Below are 17,789 nucleotides of genomic sequence, written 5' to 3'. Positions count from 1 at the left end.
ATGATCGACACTGCGGAGATGTACGGTGGCGGCGCTGCCGAGGAACTCGTCGGCGAGGCGATCGTCGGGCGACGCGCCGACGTCTTTCTGGTCGACAAGGTGCTGCCGTCCAACGCCAGCCGACGGGGAACCGTGCAAGCCTGCCGCCGCAGCCTGCAACGACTCGGCGTCGACCACATCGACCTCTACCTGCTGCACTGGCGTGGCACGCATCCACTCGCGGAGACGATCGAGGCGTTCGCCGAACTCGTCGACGCCGGCGACATCGGGCAGTGGGGGGTGAGCAACTTCGATCTTTCCGACATGACCGAGCTGTTCGAGGCGGGCGGAAACTCCTGCGTCACCAATCAGATCCTGTACAACCTCACCCGCCGCGGTCCCGAGTACGACCTGCTGCCGTGGCTACGCGAGCACCGGATCCCGGTGATGGCGTACTCGCCGATCGAGCAGGGCCGACTGCTCGGCCACCCCCAGATCGCGGAGGTCGCCGCCCGGCACGGGGTCACGCCCGCTCAGGTGGCGCTGGCCTGGTTGTTGCGGCAGGAGAGGGTCGCGGCCATCCCTCGATCGTCCAATCCCGAACACACCCGCGAGAACGCGGAAGCACGCGACCTGTATCTGACTGAGGAGGACGTGGCGGCCCTCGACACGGCGTTCCCGCCGCCGGCCGGCCCGCAACCGCTGGAGATGTTGTAGCGTCACCGACCGTTTCGGCAGACGGAGCCGCGACGTAACCCGGCCACTGCTTCAACAACCCCGACAGCAGGCGACCAGACGGTACGTCCGGCACCCGGAGATCCAGCCGGTGGCTACCCAGCGGCGCCCGCGATAACCGGTCACCGGCCGCGAGCAGGGGCGGTGGAGCCGCGCACCACCAACTCCGGCTCGAAGAGCAGTTCGTCGGTGAGCACCCCGCCACCCTCGATCTGGGTGACCAGCAGGTCCACCGCCGCCTGCCCCATCGTCTCGATCGGCTGCCGCACGGTGGTCAGCGGCGGATCGGTGCAGGTCATGAACGCGGAGTCGTCGAAGCCGACCACCGACACGTCGTCGGGCACCGAACGGCCCAGCCGGCGGACCGCGCGGATCGCGCCCAGGGCGAGCACGTCGCTGGCGCAGATGATGCCGGTGACCCCCCGGTCGACCAGTTTGGTCGCCGCGACCCGGGCACCCTCCATCGAGAAGCTGGAGCGCTCGACCCACTCGATGCCCTCCGCCCAACCGGCCACCGGCCGCATCGCGGTCAACTTGCGCTGCGAGGGCACGTGGTCCTCCGGCCCGAGCACCAGGCCGATCCGCTCGTGGCCCAGCGAGTGCAGGTGCCCGTACGCCTGCTCCACCGCCACCGCGTCGTCGGTGGAGACCCGGGGGAAGCCGAGTTCGTCCACCCCGGCGTTGACCAGCACCACCGGCAACCCGCGATCGGTCAGCCGCCGGTAGTGCTCGTGTGAGGCGTCGGCCAGCGCGTACGACCCACCAGCGAAGATGACACCGGAGACCTGGTGGTCCAGCAGCATCTCGACGTACGCCGACTCGGAGACGCCGCCGATGGTGCGGGCGCAGAGCGCCGGGGTGAACCCGCGCTGGGCGAGCGAGCCGGTGACCACCTCGGCCAGCGCCGGGAAGATGGGGTTCTGCAACTCGGGGAGGACCAGCCCCACCAGTCGGGCCCGCTCCCCGCGCAGCTTGCTCGGTCGCTCGTAGCCGAGCACGTCCAGGGCGGTGAGCACCGCGGTCCGGGTCGCCTCCGCCACCCCACCGCGGCCGTTGAGTACCCGGCTCACGGTGGCCTCGCTGACGCCCGCCTTGCGAGCAACCTCAGTCAACCGCTTCGTCACGGCCGCAATCGTACGTCTAGCCTCTGCAAAAACTGAACAGCCGGGTGCCGCGGATTGACGCCGGCCGTCAAATCACGACCTGAGTTTGCCCAGCGCCTCGGAGATCGCCCGATGGAACGTGGGATAGGCGTAGATCATGTGGCGGAGTTGGGTCAGCGGGACCGCCGCGTGCACGGCCACCACCAGAGCGGACAGCACCTCACCCCCGGCCGGGCCGGCCGAGGTGGCGCCGATCAGCACCCCCTGATCGGCGTCGGCGACGAGTTTGATGAACCCCACCTCGTCGGTCTTGTTGATCCAGCCCCGGGTGGACGAGGCGAGCTGGGTGAAGCCGACCTGCACGTTGATGCCACGCTCTCGGGCCTGCTCCTCGGTGAGGCCGACCGCGCCGATCTCCGGATCGGTGAAGGTGACCCGGGGCAGCGCCCGGTAGTCGGCGCGGGGCACCGAACCCGCCGAGCCGCTCGACCCGGTGGCCGCCAGCGAGCTGGCCACGCCGACCGCGCCGCCGACCACGCTGGCGGTGCCGCTCGGATCCGCGCCCCCCTCGGCTCGCCGCAGGTGGTCGAGCACGTCGGCGACGATGATGGCGGCCTGGTACATGGCGATATGGGTGAAGGCACCCTCGCCGGTGACGTCGCCGACCGCCCAGACACCCTCGGTGACGCGCAGCCGGTCGTCCACGGGCAGGTAACGTCCGCCCGCGTCGACCCCGATCGTCTCCAGCCCCAGCTCGTCGAGGTGGGCACGGCGGCCGGTCACCACCAGCAGCCGCTCGGCGGTGAACTCCTCATCCTCGGTCCCGCGCAGCGTGAACCCCTCGGTGCCGTGCTCGACCCGGGCGGCCTTGACCCCGGTGCGGATCTCCACCCCGTCGGCGCGCAGCGCCGCGGCAGCGGCCTCCGACGCCTCCGGTTCCTCGACGGCCAACACCCGGTCGAGCGCCTCGACCACGGTGACCCGTACGCCGAAACGGGCGAACACCTGGGCCAGCTCCAGCCCGATCGCCCCGCCGCCGAGCACCAGCAGCGACCCGGGCAGCTCCTCGACCTCGATGGCCTCCCGGTTGGTCCAGTAGGGGGTGTCGGCGAGCCCGTCGACCGGCGGCACCGACGGGCGGGTGCCGGTGCCGAGCACGATGCCGTGCCGGGCCTGGAAGACCTGCTCGCCCACGCGGACCCGGCCCGGCCCGTCGAGCCGGCCACCGCCCCGGACGAACCGCCCACCCTTGTCGGTGAACCGCCGCACCGCGACCCGGTCGTCCCACCCGTCGGTGGCCTCCTCGCGGATCCGCTTCGCCACGGTTGCCCAGTCCGGGCTGACCTGGGCGGTCCCGGCCAGGCCGCCGACCCGACGCGCCTCGGCGATCGCGTTCGCCGCCCGGATCATCATCTTGCTGGGAATGCACCCCCAGTACGGGCACTCCCCACCGACCAGATTGCGCTCGATCCCCACCACGGTCAGGCCGGCCTCGGCGAGCCGCCCGGCCACCTCCTCGCCGCCGACCCCGAGCCCGAGCACCACCACGTCCACGATTTCCGGCTGCGCCATGCCGCCAGCATCGCGCACCCACCGGCCACCGGTCACCCGGCCACGCGGGAGCAGACTCATCGCAGCCAGACCGGCGGCGGACCCGGCATCTCCAGCGGCGGCGGGTAGTCGAGAGTGCCGCGCAGGGCGTCGGGCAGCCGCCACGGCTGGTGCACCGCCTTACCCGCCACCGACGCCAGCTCGGGCACCCACCGCCGCACGTACGCGCCGTCCGGGTCGTACCGTTCGGCCTGCCGGACCGGATTGAACCCCCGGTACGGCTTGGTGTCGTTGCCGGTGCCGGCCACCCACTGCCAGTTGCCCGAGTTGTTGGCCACGTCGCCGTCGAGCAGCCACCGGAAGTAGACCGCCAACCCGTTCCGCCAGTCCAGGCCGAGTGTCTTGGTCAGATAGCCGGCGGTGATCAGGCGGGCCCGGTTGTGCAGCCACCCCTGGGCCCGCAGCTGGCGCATCCCGGCGTCCACCACGGGCAGGCCGGTGCGCCCCTGCGACCAGGCGGTGAGGGCGTCATCGTCGTAACGCCAGTGCTCCTCGGCACGCCGCCGGTACGCCGTCCGGGAGATGTCGGGAAAAGCGGCGGTCACCTGGTGGTAGAAGTCCCGCCAGCAGACCTGGCGGACGAAGGGCGAGTCGCGGTCACCGACCCGGTTCACCACGGTGAGCGGTGACACGCAGCCGAAGCGCAGATAGGAGCTGAGCCGGGAGGTGCCGTCGCCGGCCAGGTCGTCGTGCCGGTCGTCGTAGCCCGCCACGACGGGCAGCCATCGGGTCAGTCGACGCCGCGCCTCGTCCTCACCGCCGGTGACGACGTCCGGCGAGTCGCCCGCCGGCAGCGCCGGCAGGCGGCCGACAGCCACCCCGGCCGGCAACACCACCCGCGCCGGCGGGGCGAGTTCGTCCCGCCACCGCTGCCCGCTCCACGCCCGGTGGTACGGGCTGAACACCCGGTAGTGGTCACCACCACCGGGCTGCAACGCCCCCGGCTCGACCACGGTGAGCCCTGGGAAGAACCGCAGGTGCAGGCGGTGGCGTTCGCACTCGGTACGCAGCCGACGGGCCCGGCGCTCGGCGTGGCGGGAGACGTCGGCCGAGAGGGCGACACCCTCGGCACCCACCTCGCCGGCCAGCCGGATCGTCTCCACCACCGGGTCGCCCTGCCGCACGACCAGGTCCCCGCCGAGCCCGCGCAGCGCCTGGCGGAGCACGGCGAGGCTCTGGTGCAGGAAGCGGGTGCGGTTGGGCGACAGCGGGGCCAGCGCCGGGTCCAGCACGTACAGCGGCACCACCCGGTCGAAGGCGGCGCAGCTGGTGGCCAGCGCCGGGTGGTCGTGCACCCGCAGGTCGCGGGTGAACAGCACGACGGCGGTACGCCCGCTCACCGCGCCGGTGGACCGGGTACGGCGACCGGGCTGCCGGTCGGCGTGAGCAGGGCGCGGGCGGCCACTGCCAGGCGGCGGCGCTGCGGCACCGTGGCCCGTCGGGCGAAGACGTCGTAGCCCTGGGCCGCCACCTCGTCGAGGATGCCGCCGTAGAGCAGGTAGGCGGTGCGGATACAGGCCTGCGAGGCGCCGTCGAGCAGGACGACGCCCGCCGCGGCGGCCGCGTAGTGCGCCTGGGCTCGGGTCACCTCGTACCGGATCAGGTCGCGCACCGACTCGCTGGCCCGGCCGGCGGCGCGGCAGGCCGCCAGGTCGTCCCGGCTCACCCCGAAGGCGGCCAGGTCCTCGTCCGGCAGGTAGGTCCGACCTCGGTCGAGGTCCTCGGCGACGTCCCGGATGAAGTTGGTGAGCTGGAACGCGAAGCCGAGCTGGCGGGCCGGCTCGCGGGCCGTCAGCGGATCGGAGCTGCCCAGCACGGGCAGCATCATCGTGCCGATGACCGCGGCCGAGCCTTCCATGTAGTCCAGCAGGTGGCCGTAGGTGCGGTAGGAGGTGACCGTCAGGTCCATCGCCATGCTCTTGAGGAACGAGGCGAAGTCCTCCCGGTCGAGGTCGAAGACGGCGATGGTGTGCAGCACCGCCGGAAGCAGCGGGTCGGACACCCGCTCGCCGTGCAGCCCGGCGACGAACCGCCCACCCCAGTCGTCGAGCCGCGCCGCGCGTTCGGTCGGCGGCAGGGCGTCGGTCTGGTCGACGATCTCGTCGGCGTACCGGGTGAAGCCATATAAGGCGTGCACATGCCGCCGTTTCCATGCGGGCAGCAGTCGGGTGGCGAGATAGTAGGTGCGGCCATGGCGTCTGTGCAGCTCACGACACCTCTCGTAGGCAGCGGCGAGATCCAGGTCCACCGACCCCTCCTTCAAATCGACTCACCAATCGACGCAACTTGAAACCTTAGGGTACGCTCGACGGCATGGCCAGCGACCGACCAACGGGTAACCTCCTTCGGGTGGCGCCTGAGCAGCCGGTCGATGGGGACGACCCGATCGGGGCCGTGTTGGCCGTCTATACCCGGGATCTCGTCTCGGCCGTCGATCAGACCCTCGCCGATTTCATGGCCACCGAGGTCGACGCACTGGCCGAAATCGACGCGGCGATGGGCGGCTTCGCCGCTACCGCGCGCGACTGCGTCCTCGCGGGCGGCAAGCGGGTCCGACCGACGTTCGCCTACTGGGGATGGCGCGGCGCCGTCGGCGGAAACGCGCCGGTCACGCCGGTGCTGCCCGCGCTGGCCACCTTGGAGCTGCTGCACACCTTCGCGCTGGTGCACGACGACGTGATGGACGCCTCCGCCACCCGGCGCGGCCGACCGACCGCACACGTGGCGATGGCCGCCCAGCACGCCGAGGCCGGCCGCAACGGCGACTCCGGTCGCTTCGGCGAGGCGGTCGCGGTACTCATCGGCGACCTCTGCATGGTCTGGGCCGACCAGTTGCTGGCCCGCGCCGACCTGCCGGCGGACCGACTGATCGAGGTACGCCGCGGCTACGACCGGATGCGGGTGGAGACCGTCGCCGGGCAGTACCTCGACGTCCTCGGCGAGACCGACCCGGAGAACTGGTCGGTCGAGCGGGCCCTTCGGGTGGCCCGGTACAAGACCGCCAGCTACACCGTCCAGCGCCCACTGCTCTTCGGCGCCAGCCTGGCCGGCATCGGCGGCGACGACCCGCTGCTCACCGCGTACACCCGCTACGGGCTGGCGGTGGGCGAGGCGTTCCAGCTCTGCGACGACCTGCTCGGCGTCTACGGCGACCCGACCACCACCGGCAAGCCGGCCGGCGACGACCTACGCACCGGCAAACCGACCGCGCTGCTCATGATGGCCCGGGAGCTGGCCACCCCGGCGCAGCTACGGGTGCTCGACCGCGGCGACCGACTGACCGGCGCGCCGGATGTCACCCAACTGGCCGAGGTCATGGTGGACACCGGCGCGGTCGGGCGGATCGAGCGGATGATCGACGAGCGGGTCGAGGACGCGCTGACCGCGCTCGACGTGGCCGCCGTCGACGAGACCGCCCGCAGCGCGCTGGTCGGCCTCGCGAACGCCGCCACTCACCGGAGGGCATGATGGGCTCCCTGCGCAGAGAGGTGGTCGTCGGTGCGAACCGTTGACGGACGTACGGATCGGGTGGTGGTCGTCGGGGCCGGTCTCGGTGGGCTGGCCTGCGCGCTGCACCTGGCCGGCAGCGGGCGGCAGGTGACCGTGCTGGAACGCGAACCGGTGCCCGGCGGCCGGGCCGGCCGGCTCAGCGTGGACGGTTACGAGTTCGACACCGGCCCGACGGTGCTCACCATGCCCGACCTCATCGCCGAGGCGCTCGCCGCGGTCGGTGAGGAGATGACCGACTGGCTCGACCTGGTCCCGCTCGACCCGGCCTACCGCGCCTACTACCCGGACGGCTCCACCCTGGACGTGGTCACCGACACCGCCGCGATGGCGGCGGAGATCTCGCGGGTGTGCGGGCCCCGGGAGGCCGACGGCTACCTACGATTCGTCGACTTCGCCCGCGACCTCTGGCGGATGGAGCGGACCGACTTCATCGAGCGCAACCTCGACGCGCCCACTGATCTGCTCACCGCCAACCTTCTCAAGCTGGTCGCCACCGGCGCCTTCCGGCGTCTCCAAACGAAGATCGACCAATTCTTCCGGGATCCACGCACCCGGCGGATCTTCTCCTTCCAGGCGATGTACGCGGGCCTCGCCCCACACGACGCGCTGGCCATCTACGCGGTCATCGCGTACCTCGACTCGGTCGCCGGGGTCTTCTTCCCGCGCGGCGGTGTGCACGCGGTCTCCCGAGGCCTGGCCGGCGCCGCCGAGAAGCACGGCGTGAAGATCCGGTACGGCACCACGGTGACCCGGGTGGAGACCGCGCACGGCCGCGCCACCGGGGTGGTGACCGCCGACGACGAATTCGTCCCCGCCGACGTGGTGGTGCTCAACCCCGACCTGCCGGTGGCCTACCGCGACCTGCTCCCACCGACCCGTTCCCGCCGGCTCACCTACTCGCCCTCCTGCGTCGTCCTGCACGTCGGCTCGACCCAGGGCTACAGCCGCATCGCTCACCACAACATCCACTTCGGGCGGGCCTGGAAGGGCACATTCGACGAGGTCATCCGACGCGGCAACCTGATGTCCGACCCGTCCCTGCTGGTCACCAACCCGAGCCGGACGGATCCGGCGGTGGCCCCTGCCGGACGGCACACCTACTACGTGCTGGCGCCGGTGCCCAACCTCGACCGGGCACCGTTCGACTGGCGCGGCGACCTCACCGCCCGCTACACCGACCAGCTCGTCACCACCCTCGAGGAGCGCGGGTACGTCGGCTTCGGCGCGGGCGTCGAGGTGCTGCGCGCGATCACCCCGGCGGAGTGGGCCGAACAGGGCATGGCGGCCGGCACGCCGTTCGCCGCCGCGCACACCCTCTTCCAGACCGGGCCGTTCCGCCCGTCGAACCTGCACCGGTCGCTGTCCAACGTGGTGTTCGTCGGTTCGGGCACCCAGCCGGGCGTCGGAGTCCCGATGGTGCTCATCTCCGGAAAGCTCGCCGCCGGCCGGATCACCGGGGAAGGCCGGTGACCGCGGGCAGCGCAGCGCAGCGGGGGCCCGCGGTGACGAACGAAGGACGGCGCTGATGCCGCAGTCGCGGGAAGGCCACCTGGTCGAGCTGGTCGACGACGCGGGCCGGCCCATCGGTACGGCCACGGTGGCCGCCGCCCACCAGCCCCCCGGCCAGCTGCACCGGGCGTTCTCCGTGCTGCTCGTGGCGCCCGACGGCCGGGTGCTGCTCCAGCGCCGCGCCGCGGTGAAGACCCGCTTCCCGCTGCGGTGGGCCAACTCCTGCTGCGGTCATCCGTTGCCCGGCGAGGCCCTGGCCGAGGCGGCCAACCGGCGGCTGTCGGAGGAGCTGGGGGCCGGCCCGGTGCCGCTGACCGAGATCGGGGTGTACGTCTACCGGGCCGAGGACCCGGCCACCGGGCGGGTCGAGGTCGAGTACGACCACGTCCTGCTCGGCGAGTTCGGCACCGACGGGCCGCTACGCCCGGAACCCGCGGAGGTCGCCGAACTGCGCTGGGTCGATCCGGCGCAGCTGGCCGACGCGCTCGACCGCGACCCCGACGCGTATGCGCCGTGGCTGGGCGGCGTGCTGGACCGGCTGCTGTACCCGTCAGAACCGGCTGGGGGGCCCGCCGGCGGCGGCCTGCCGGAACCGCCCAGGCGGCCGGTCGGCGACGCGTCGGAGCGGCCGGGTGGCCGATGAGGCGCTGAGCGCAGGGGCCGTCGCCCGGCGACTGGGAGTCGCGGTGACCACGCTGCGCACCTGGCATCAGCGGTACGGCCTCGGGCCCAGCCAGCACGTTCCGGGCCACCACCGACGCTACAGTCCGGCGGACCTGGCTCGGCTGGAAATCATGCGGCGGCTCACCGCCGAAGGAGTCAGTCCCGCCGACGCGGCCCGCTGGGCCCGGCAGGCGCCCGACACCCTGCCCACCGACCGCGACTCCCGGACCCGCCCGAGGGCCCGCGACGGCGGCGGCAACACCATCCCGGTCGGCCGTGCCGGGCCGGCGGCCCGTGGTCTGGCCCGGGCCGCGATGCGGCTGGACGGCGCAGCGATCAGCGAGACGATCTCCCGGGCCATCGCCGCCGACGGAGTCGTCGGCACCTGGGACCGGCTGCTGCGCCCGGTGCTCGCCGGTATCGGTGACCGACACGCCGCCACCGGGGTGCTGATCGAGGTGGAGCACCTGGTGTCCCGGTGCGTCTCGGCGGCGTTCACCCTGGTTGCCACGGCCCGTCCCGCCGGCGGGTCGCCCCGCGTCCTGCTCTCCTGCACCGACGAGGAGCAGCACAGCCTGCCGCTGGAGGCGTTGGCGGCGGCGCTCGCCGAGGCCGGAGTCGGCTACCGGATGCTCGGCGCCCGGGTGCCGGTGGCGGCGCTACTGGCCGCGGTCGAGAGGACCGGGCCGGCCGCCGTGGTGCTCTGGTCACACACCCGGGCCACCGCCGATCCGAGCCAGCTCACCGCCCTGCTCACCGCGCCACAGCGACCCCTGCTGGTGCTCGCGGCCGGGCCCGGTTGGCGGACGGACACCCTGCCCGCCGGGGTGGTGCGCCCGGCCGACCTGTCCGAGGCGGTCTCGCTCGCCATCGCCGTCCAGCACTCGGCGGACCGCCCAGCTGCGTCCTGACCATCCGGCGGGTACGCAGGGCGGTCGCGTCCTGACCCGCCGTGGGTCCCCCCAAAACGGGTGAACTAGCGTCTGGGGGTCCGCGTACCCCGAACCCCTCTCGGGAGCGAACGATGCGTCCTCGCGCCCTGCTCGCGTGCCTGCTCGGCCTGGTTGTCCTGCTCGTCACCGGTTGCGGCGGTAGTGGCAGCCCACCCGAGGCCAGCACGCCGTCCAGTCCACCACCGTCGGCCGCCCTACCGCCGGAGGCGACACCGTCGCCGACTCGCACCGCGCCGCCGAAGCCCGCACTGCGCCCACTGCCGGCCAAGCTTCCCGCCGGTCTGGTCCGCACCACCGGCACCGAGCGGGTGGCGCTCACCTTCGACGACGGCCCGGATCCGGCCTGGACCCCCCAGCTGCTCGACCGCCTGAAGGCGGCCAAGGTGACCGCCACCTTCTGCGTGGTGGGCACCCAGGTCCGCAAATACCCGGGGCTACTGCGGCGGATCGTCCGCGAGGGGCACCAGCTCTGCAACCACAGCTGGCACCACGACCTCGACCTGGCCCGCCGGCCGGTCGCGGAGATCCGCGCTGACCTGGTACGCACCGACAAGGAGATCCGGCGGGCGGTACCCGATGCGGAGGTGCCGTTCTACCGACAGCCCGGTGGCCGGTGGACCGCGGAGGTGGTGAAGGTCGCCAAGCAGCTCGGCATGCGGTCGCTGCACTGGACGGTCGACCCGAAGGACTGGGCCAAGCCGACCGCCGCCACGATCCAGAAGCGGGTGAAGCGCGCCGCCCGGCCCGGGGCCGTCGTCCTGCTGCACGACGGGGGCGGAAACCGGGCCGCCACCCTCGCCGCCTGCCCGAAGTTGATCGCCGCCCTGAAGCGTGACCACGGCATCACCAGACTTACCTGAACCTGCCTGAGCTGCGGTTCTTCGGGGCCATGGGGCTGGGGCCATACCGGTTTGGTCGACCGCTGCGACATCACGTATGCTTTCGGAGCCTCCGGCGGGGCCGGATGGGAGCAAGTCCGTTTCAACGTTGCGAGTGTGCAATGATGGCGGGGCCGCCCTCATCGTCTAGTGGCCCAGGACGCCGCCCTTTCAAGGCGGTAGCACGGGTTCGAATCCCGTTGGGGGCACGGTCCGGCTTCGGTCGGATGCAACACAACAGCAAGGTCCTGTGGAGCAGTTGGAGTGCTCGCCGCCCTGTCAAGGCGGAGGTCGCGGGTTCAAGTCCCGTCAGGACCGCAAGCGCTGACGCCGCGCGATACGCGCGGCGTTCTGCGTATCGGGGCATGGGACCCTCTCAGCGGTGATCCCGCGGGCCGGGTAGCATGAGCCGAGCACCACGGCCAGGTAGCTCAGTTGGTACGAGCGTCCGACTGAAAATCGGAAGGTCGGCGGTTCGACCCCGCCCCTGGCCACATAGCCTTTCGCCGGGCTATTGCAGCGCCGATCAGCGGAGACGCCGGTCGGCGCTCTGCTTCGTGCCCCACCTTCGCGGCTGGTCCGGGCTTGCCGGCGACAGAGACGGGCTCGCCGGGCCGTGCCGGCAGCACGGCGCCTCCGGCCTACCGGTCCTGCTGTCGGTGCTGCGCGAAACCGCCCTGGATCGCTTCCCACACGCTGCGCCCGGCCTGTAGCAGAGTCTCCCCCGCCTGCTCGGCCAACTGCCGGGCGCCGGGCGTCTCGGCGTGGCCGGACGGGCCACGCTCCGACGAGGCCGCCACATTCTCGTCCCGGCCACCCACGCCAGCCTCCCGGCCCTGATCCTGCCCCTCGTCCCGGCCTCGATCCCGGCCCTGATCTTGCCCCTGGTCCTGCCCCTCGTCCCGGCCCTGGTCCCGCTCCCGGCCCCCGTCCGCCGACTCCCGAGCGGGCGCGCGATCTGCCACCGCCCCGATGGCACCTACCTGCTGGCCGAGGTCGTCGGTCGCTCCGCCTGGCTGCCCGCCGCCAGGGCCGTGGGCTCCGACTTGCCTACTCGACCGGCCGGCAAACTGGTCCGTCCGACCAGTTGCCCCGCCGGGTTGAGCCGCCGTCCGACTCACCGTCTGACCGGCCCGGGTAACGGCCTGCCCCGCCGTTCCGGCCTGCCGGGTGATTCGCTCCGCCGCCGGTCCGACGTGTCCGACGGCCGGCGTGAGCCGCTCCGCGGTCTGCCCGACGACGGGTGCGGCACCGGCGGCCAACTGCTGGCCTACGCCAGCGACCTCCCCCGCCGCGCGGTTCACATCCTCCAACGCGGCGCTCGCGGTACGGGCGAGCGCGTCGATGACCTGCGGGTTCCGGTCGATGGTGGTCAACGCGCGGTCGAGAATCGTCACCAGCTTCTCCAGGCGCACCTTCAACAGGGCCTGCGCCTCGACGCCAGCGATGTCCAGTTCGACCCCCTCGACGTGGACGCGGACACCGGCGTCGAGCTGGAGGAGACCGGCCAGGCGGGTGCGCAGGGACAGGTCGGCGTCCAGTTGGTCCACGGAGAGCTGGATCGAGTTGACCGAAATCTTCGGAACGTCGAGCAGGACGTCCGGCTCGGCACCCGGACCCGGCTCGCTGCCGCCGCCCGGGGCGTCCCCACCGGGCCCCGCGTCCCCACCGGGCCCCGCGTCCCCACCGGGCCCCGCGTCCCCACCGGGCCCCGCGGCACCACCGGGCTCGGTCGGTCGCCCAGCACCGGACGCCGGCCGCTCTTCCTTATCTCCCATGTCCTGCTCCGCTCCATCGTCGCGGACCACCCGGCGACGTCCCGCCGCGCATACCCGCTCCGAGGGAGGCCATCCCGCCGAAGATGGTCATCGACAACAAACAATCGATTGGCGCGCCGTGGGAAGGACGGTCATCAGGCGGGACGGACATCGGTGGAAGCTGCGCACCCGGGCATCAGCCGGTATGGTCCGGGCCTATGGGACAGGGGATGGCCGAGCCGACCGACATCCGTCAGGACCACGAACGATTCACGCTCCGCAACACCCTGGTCGTCCCGGTGTCGGCCGAGCGCGCGTACGAGGTGTTCACCGAACGGCTCGCCGACTGGTGGGTCACCGAGTACACCTGGTCCGGCCCGACCCTGCTGGCCGAGTTGGGCATGGAGCCCCGGGCGGGCGGGATGCTCTACGAGATCGGCCCCTACGGGTTTCGCAGCGACTGGGGGCGGGTGCTGACCTGGGATCCGCCCCGCCGGCTGGTCTTCACCTGGCAGATCGGCGCGGATCGCGCACCGGTGCCCGATCCGGCCCGGGCCAGCGAGGTCGAGGTGCTGTTCACCCCGGACGACTCCGGCACCCTGGTCGAGGTCGCGCACCGGCACTTCGACCGGCACGGCACGGCTGCGGAGGGATACCGGCGGGCGCTGACCGCCGGCTGGCACGAGTTGCTCTCCCGCTACGCCGCGACGCTGCTGCACGAACCGGCATGAGGACCGACCCGGCGGCTGCGGCGACCGGCGGGGACGGTCAGGCGGCCCGGTGCCGCAACGTCGCCACGGTCGAACCGGCGAGGGTGAGCAGGCACTCGGGCAGCAGCCCATCGGCGACCGCCGCGCCGAACAGCGCCCGGGCCGTGTCGAGGTCGGCATTGGCGTACGCGCTGACGAAGCGGGCCACCCACCGGGCGTCGTACCCGGCCTGCTCGATGCCGGGAAAATCGAGCGCACACGCGCCCGGCGGCACGGGATCACCGATCATGGTCGCGGCCAGGCACCACGCCACGTCGTACGCACCGGCGAGGCCGGCCCGATCGACGACGGCATCGAAGGTCCCCGCCACCGCGTCGGAGTCTCCGTCGAGCGCCGAACTGAGGATGGCGGCGGCGTCGTCGAACATCTGCTGTGGCGAGTCGGTCACCCAACGCACGGTAGGGGTGCCGGTCAAGGCGCCGCCATCGGTTACTCTCCGCACATGGGGGAGGCGACCTGCGGATAGACCGCCCTCCACGGTCCCGCAGCCCAGCGCGGCACGCTAGTCTGCGCAGCGGACCTTCGCCCGAGGAAGGACGACCATGTACATGTCACGCGGCTCGCGGACAGCCATTCTGGCTGTCTGCGCCACGGTCCTGCTCGCCACCAGCGCCTGCGGGGATGACCAGCCCGAAGAGGCGACCGCCCAACAGGTGCGCCTCTACGGCACGGACGGCAACATGCTCAACTCGTACCCCGAAGAGTTGAAGGATCGCGCCAACCTGGTCGACGGGATGAAGGGCACCACGCCACTCACGCCCCTGCCGGACGATTTCAAGAACCGGCTACGGTCCGTGGACTCGAAGCTGACCGACTACCTCTACGCCGCCGAGGCGTACGACGCGGTGGTGATCAGCGCGCTGGCGGCACAGCTCGCCGGCAGCACCGATCCGGCGGAGATCGCCAAGCAGATCGTCGGCGTCACCAACGACGGCACCCGCTGCGGCACCGTGAACCAGTGCCTGCGCCTGACCCGCGAGGGAACGGACATCGAGTACCGCAGCGTCTCGATCACCCGGGCCGGTTTCACCGACGCGGGCGAGCCGGCCACCGCCAGCTACGCCACGCTGCACTTCGACGGCCAGCAGCTCAACGACGCCAAGACGGAGTTCGTCGGTGCCGGTGACGACTCCACGGCCAGCACCAAGAAGCCGCCGGCGGGTAAGCGGCAGTCCGGCGACTTCACCGACCCGGCGAGCGGTGCCCCGCTCGTCCTGGGCGGCCTGCTGCCCAAGACCGGTGACCTGGCGCTGGCCAACCCGCCGCTGGCCGCCGGAGCAGCACTGGCGATCAAGGAGATCAACGCCGCCGGCGGCGTGCTGGGCGAGGACGTGGTCTGGATCGACGGCGACGACGGCACCAACCCGGCGGTCGCCAAGGCGACCGTGGCCAGCCACGTCGCCGCCGGGGTGCACGTGATCATCGGCGCCGGCGGTTCCGGCATCTCCGCCTCCGTACTGGAGGACGTGGTCGAGGCCGGCCTGATCCTCTTCTCCCCGTCGAACACGGCGGCCAGCCTGACCGAGGCCGACGACAAGGGCCTCTACTTCCGTACCGCCCCGCCGGACAGCCTCCAGGGGCGGGCACTGGCCGACGTGATCCTCCGGGACGGCCCGCACAAGATCGCGATCGTCGCGCGCCAGGACTCCTACGGCGAGGGCCTCCAGGACGTCGTCCGAGCCGAGTTGGAGCGCGCCGGTTTCGGCGGCGACACCGTGAAGCTGCTCGGCTACGAGCCCGGTGAGGACGCCGAGGCAGCGCCGATCAACTTCAGCGATGGCGCCAGGCAGATCAAGGAGTTCGGTGCCGACGCGGTGCTGATCATCGGCTTCAGCGAGTCCGCCGCAGTGATCCAGGCGCTCGCCGACGCCGACGTACCGCTGGCGGCGCTGAGCAGCTGAACCGCCAGACCCGGACGGCCGCACCGAGGTCTCGGTGCGGCCGTCGTCGTCTGCTGCTGCGTGCCCGCGCGCCGGGTCAGCCGCCGTCGCCGCGCCGCCGCTGGAGGAACTCCGTCATCCGCCGGTGCTTCTCCTCGTCGGTGAAGAGCACCGCCTGGCTGACCAGGTCCAGGTGCGGGTGCGCGGCGGGCGGGGCGTCGACCGCGAGCTTGGTCAGCCGCAGCGCCAGCGCCGAGCCCTTGGCCATCTCGTCGATCAGGCCGTGGGCGGCGGGCAGCAGCTCGTCCGGGGCGGCCACCACCCGGTTGACCAGCCCGATCCGCAGCGCCTCCGTGGCGTCCACCCGACGGCCGGTGAACAACAGTTCCTTGGCCCGCGCCTCCCCGACCAGCGCCGGCAGCCGGTGAGTCGCACCGGCGCCGGCCAGGATGCCCAACCGCACCTCGGGCTGGCCGAACACCGCCCGCTCCGTGCAGACCCGAAGATCGCAGGCGTACGCCAGCTCGGCGCCGCCGCCCAGCGCCGGGCCGTCGACGGCCGCCACGCTCGGCATCGGCAGCGCCCGGATCCGGGCGAACGCGGCCGAGTTGATCGCGGCCAGGGCGTCCAGCCGTCCCCGCTCGCGTAGCTGGCCGATGTCGGCACCGCCGGCGAAGATCCCTTCCGTGCCGCCGGTCAGCAGCAGCATCCGGGGCCGGGCCTCCAGTTCGGCGCAGACCTCGTGCAGCGCGGCGATCAGGTCGGCGTCGATCGCGTTGCGTTTCTCCGGCCGGTCCAGCGTGACCACCAGCCGGTCGGGCTGCTCCTCGACGCGCAACCCGCTCACCGCTCCGCTCCCGCCGCAGCCCCGGCACCATCCGACGCGCCGCCGGCCGTCCCCGACGCCGCAGTGCCACCCGACACTGCGCCCACCGCCCGGAACGCCTCGGTGCCACCCGACCGGGTGCCGTCGGTCCAGTCGTAGAAGCCCTGCCCTGATTTCCTGCCCAGCCGGCCCGCGGCCACCAACTCCTCCAGCAGCGGCGGCGGGGCGAACCGGTCCCCGTACGCGACCTGCAAGGTGCGCGCGATGTCGAGGCGCACGTCCAGACCCACCAGGTCGGTCAGTTCCAGCGGCCCGATCGGGTGCCGATACCCGAGCACCATCGCCTTGTCGATGTCGGCGGGGCTGGCCACCCCGTCGGCGACCATCCGGATGGCTTCCAGCCCGAGGGTCACGCCGAGCCGGGAGGTGGCGAAACCTGGCATGTCGCGTACGACGACGGGGTCCTTGCCGAGCCGGCCGGCGAGCGCGACGGCCGCGTCCGTGGTCTGCGGCGCGGTGGCCGGCCCGACCACGATCTCCAACAGCGTCATCGCCCAGACCGGGTTGAAGAAGTGCAGACCGCAGAAGCGCTCCGGCCGCGTCAGCGGTGCGGCGAGGTCGGCGATCGGGATGCTCGAGGTGTTGCTGCCCAGCAGCCCCGGTCGCAGCGCCTCCGCCTCGGCCAGCACGGCCCGCTTGAGGTCCAGCCGTTCCGGTACCGCCTCCACGACCACGTCCGGCGCCTCGGCCACCTCGGCGAGTCCCGCCCGCAGCGTGAGCCGCTCCCGGCTGGCTGCGGCCTGCTCGGCGCTCAGCTTGCCGCGCTGCACGGCCCGGTCCCAGAGCTGGGCCAGCTGCCGCACCGCCGCACCGCCGCGCTCGCGGTCCACCTCGACCAACTCCACCGCGTGACCGCTGCCGGCCGCCACGTATGCGATACCGACGCCCATCGTGCCGGCGCCCACCACCACGAATCGCTCAGTCATTGCGGCACCACCGGAAAGTGACGGTGAATCGCCTGCTGACACCGCCGGCATGCGGGATCGCCGCCACGCCGGAACCAGGCCGTACGCTCCGCTCAGTCATGCTGCGACCCTATGCAGCATCGGACCCGGTCCCATGCGTGGGGGCGGACGGGATCGGGTACAGATCGCCGACAACCGAGGGAAGGACGAGCAGATGAGCCAGGCACCGGAGACCGTGGACGGCGCGGGCGCCCAGGAGACCGTGGAGACGCGCGGCGACGAGCGCGTCGAGCTGCTGCGCGCCGACACCAACAACGACGGCCGTACCGACGTGTGGGTGGTCGACACCGACGGTGACGGAAAGGCCGACCTGTTCCAGTTCGACACCGACGGAGACGGCAAGGTCGATGTCACCATGGTCGACATCGACGAGGACGGTCAGCCCGACGAGATCGTCGACGGTGACGGCGGACTCCCCCCGGAACAGCTCCCCCCGACCATCCAGGTCTGAGATGTAAAGAGGGGCCCCTTGTTAACGCCTGCGGTATAGCAAGGGGCCCCTCTTAACGCCCCGGCGGCGCGCGCATCCCAGCCGCACCCCGGCCGCGCGAGCACCTCGGCCGCGCGCATCCCGGCCGCGCGAGCGGGTA

At 72.4% G+C, this 17,789-nt stretch carries 17 protein-coding genes and 3 tRNA genes; 12 read left to right on the top strand and 8 right to left on the bottom strand.

Annotated features, from left to right (window positions below):
* A partial coding sequence (locus BMY89_RS19980; RefSeq protein ID WP_092381516.1) for an aldo/keto reductase occupies positions 1-696 on the top strand: 696 nt, incomplete at its 5' end.
* A gap of 140 nt (positions 697-836) precedes the next feature.
* On the opposite strand, the gene BMY89_RS19975 is transcribed toward BMY89_RS19980, so the two are convergent.
* From BMY89_RS19975 to BMY89_RS19960, 4 genes are all read right to left on the bottom strand, one after another.
* Positions 837-1,838, bottom strand: a complete 1,002-nt coding sequence (locus tag BMY89_RS19975; protein WP_092381515.1) for a LacI family DNA-binding transcriptional regulator — start codon at positions 1,836-1,838, stop codon at positions 837-839.
* A 72-nt stretch (positions 1,839-1,910) separates the two neighbouring features.
* Entirely contained in the window at positions 1,911-3,389 is a 1,479-nt protein-coding gene (locus BMY89_RS19970) for a dihydrolipoyl dehydrogenase family protein (RefSeq protein ID WP_092381514.1), read from the bottom strand.
* A gap of 56 nt (positions 3,390-3,445) precedes the next feature.
* Positions 3,446-4,768 (bottom strand): cryptochrome/photolyase family protein, encoded by a 1,323-nt coding sequence (locus BMY89_RS19965; protein ID WP_092381513.1) that lies wholly within the window; start codon positions 4,766-4,768, stop codon positions 3,446-3,448.
* Positions 4,765-5,676 (bottom strand): phytoene/squalene synthase family protein, encoded by a 912-nt coding sequence (locus tag BMY89_RS19960; RefSeq protein WP_092381512.1) that lies wholly within the window; start codon positions 5,674-5,676, stop codon positions 4,765-4,767. The genes BMY89_RS19965 and BMY89_RS19960 overlap by 4 nt, the downstream gene beginning before the upstream one ends.
* 65 nt (positions 5,677-5,741) lie before the next feature.
* Here BMY89_RS19960 and BMY89_RS19955 point away from each other — a divergent pair, with 65 nt between their 5' ends.
* From BMY89_RS19955 to BMY89_RS19920, 8 genes are all read left to right on the top strand, one after another.
* Positions 5,742-6,896, top strand: coding sequence for a polyprenyl synthetase family protein (locus tag BMY89_RS19955; RefSeq protein WP_092381511.1), 1,155 nt, complete (start codon positions 5,742-5,744; stop codon positions 6,894-6,896).
* Positions 6,897-6,926: 30 nt separating this feature from the next.
* The gene (gene crtI / locus BMY89_RS19950; RefSeq protein WP_092381510.1) at positions 6,927-8,408 is read left to right on the top strand and encodes a phytoene desaturase family protein; all 1,482 of its coding nucleotides are present in this window, start codon (positions 6,927-6,929) and stop codon (positions 8,406-8,408) included.
* A gap of 55 nt (positions 8,409-8,463) precedes the next feature.
* Complete coding sequence (gene idi / locus BMY89_RS19945) at positions 8,464-9,090, top strand: isopentenyl-diphosphate Delta-isomerase (protein WP_092381509.1); 627 nt, start codon at positions 8,464-8,466, stop codon at positions 9,088-9,090.
* Complete coding sequence (locus BMY89_RS19940) at positions 9,080-10,021, top strand: MerR family transcriptional regulator (RefSeq protein WP_092381508.1); 942 nt, start codon at positions 9,080-9,082, stop codon at positions 10,019-10,021. Before idi ends, BMY89_RS19940 begins: the two co-directional genes overlap by 11 nt.
* A gap of 113 nt (positions 10,022-10,134) precedes the next feature.
* Positions 10,135-10,923, top strand: a complete 789-nt coding sequence (locus BMY89_RS19935; protein WP_092381507.1) for a polysaccharide deacetylase family protein — start codon at positions 10,135-10,137, stop codon at positions 10,921-10,923.
* 154 nt (positions 10,924-11,077) lie between these two features.
* Positions 11,078-11,150: transfer RNA gene (locus BMY89_RS19930), tRNA-Glu, on the top strand.
* Between the two features lie 35 nt (positions 11,151-11,185).
* Positions 11,186-11,259 (top strand) — tRNA-Asp (locus BMY89_RS19925).
* Positions 11,260-11,361: 102 nt separating this feature from the next.
* A tRNA-Phe gene (locus tag BMY89_RS19920) sits at positions 11,362-11,435 on the top strand.
* Positions 11,436-11,582: 147 nt separating this feature from the next.
* Here the strand turns inward: BMY89_RS19920 and BMY89_RS30475 are convergent.
* Positions 11,583-12,719, bottom strand: coding sequence for a hypothetical protein (locus BMY89_RS30475; RefSeq protein WP_170147718.1), 1,137 nt, complete (start codon positions 12,717-12,719; stop codon positions 11,583-11,585).
* Between the two features lie 197 nt (positions 12,720-12,916).
* On the opposite strand from BMY89_RS30475, the gene BMY89_RS19910 reads away from it, so the two are divergent.
* Positions 12,917-13,429 carry an SRPBCC family protein gene (locus BMY89_RS19910; RefSeq protein ID WP_092381505.1) on the top strand — a complete coding sequence of 171 codons (513 nt, stop codon included), beginning with the start codon at positions 12,917-12,919 and terminating at the stop codon, positions 13,427-13,429.
* A gap of 37 nt (positions 13,430-13,466) precedes the next feature.
* Here BMY89_RS19910 and BMY89_RS19905 read toward each other — a convergent pair whose 3' ends face one another.
* The gene (locus BMY89_RS19905) at positions 13,467-13,856 is read right to left on the bottom strand and encodes a hypothetical protein (RefSeq protein ID WP_092381561.1); all 390 of its coding nucleotides are present in this window, start codon (positions 13,854-13,856) and stop codon (positions 13,467-13,469) included.
* 154 nt (positions 13,857-14,010) lie between these two features.
* Here BMY89_RS19905 and BMY89_RS19900 point away from each other — a divergent pair, with 154 nt between their 5' ends.
* The gene (locus BMY89_RS19900; protein ID WP_092381504.1) at positions 14,011-15,369 is read left to right on the top strand and encodes an ABC transporter substrate-binding protein; all 1,359 of its coding nucleotides are present in this window, start codon (positions 14,011-14,013) and stop codon (positions 15,367-15,369) included.
* A gap of 76 nt (positions 15,370-15,445) precedes the next feature.
* Here the strand turns inward: BMY89_RS19900 and BMY89_RS19895 are convergent, their stop codons facing one another.
* The gene (locus BMY89_RS19895; protein WP_092381503.1) at positions 15,446-16,195 is read right to left on the bottom strand and encodes an enoyl-CoA hydratase/isomerase family protein; all 750 of its coding nucleotides are present in this window, start codon (positions 16,193-16,195) and stop codon (positions 15,446-15,448) included.
* Positions 16,192-17,160, bottom strand: coding sequence for a 3-hydroxyacyl-CoA dehydrogenase family protein (locus BMY89_RS19890; RefSeq protein WP_092381502.1), 969 nt, complete (start codon positions 17,158-17,160; stop codon positions 16,192-16,194). Before BMY89_RS19890 ends, BMY89_RS19895 begins: the two co-directional genes overlap by 4 nt.
* Positions 17,161-17,353: 193 nt before the next feature.
* On the opposite strand from BMY89_RS19890, the gene BMY89_RS19885 reads away from it, so the two are divergent.
* Positions 17,354-17,650 (top strand): hypothetical protein, encoded by a 297-nt coding sequence (locus BMY89_RS19885; protein ID WP_092381560.1) that lies wholly within the window; start codon positions 17,354-17,356, stop codon positions 17,648-17,650.
* Positions 17,651-17,789 lie beyond the last annotated feature (139 nt).

The organism is Micromonospora phaseoli, from assembly GCF_900109115.1.
Taxonomy (GTDB): domain Bacteria; phylum Actinomycetota; class Actinomycetes; order Mycobacteriales; family Micromonosporaceae; genus Micromonospora; species Micromonospora phaseoli.
Note: the sequence above shows the minus strand (reverse complement) of the source record. Positions and strands in the feature narration are given on the sequence as shown.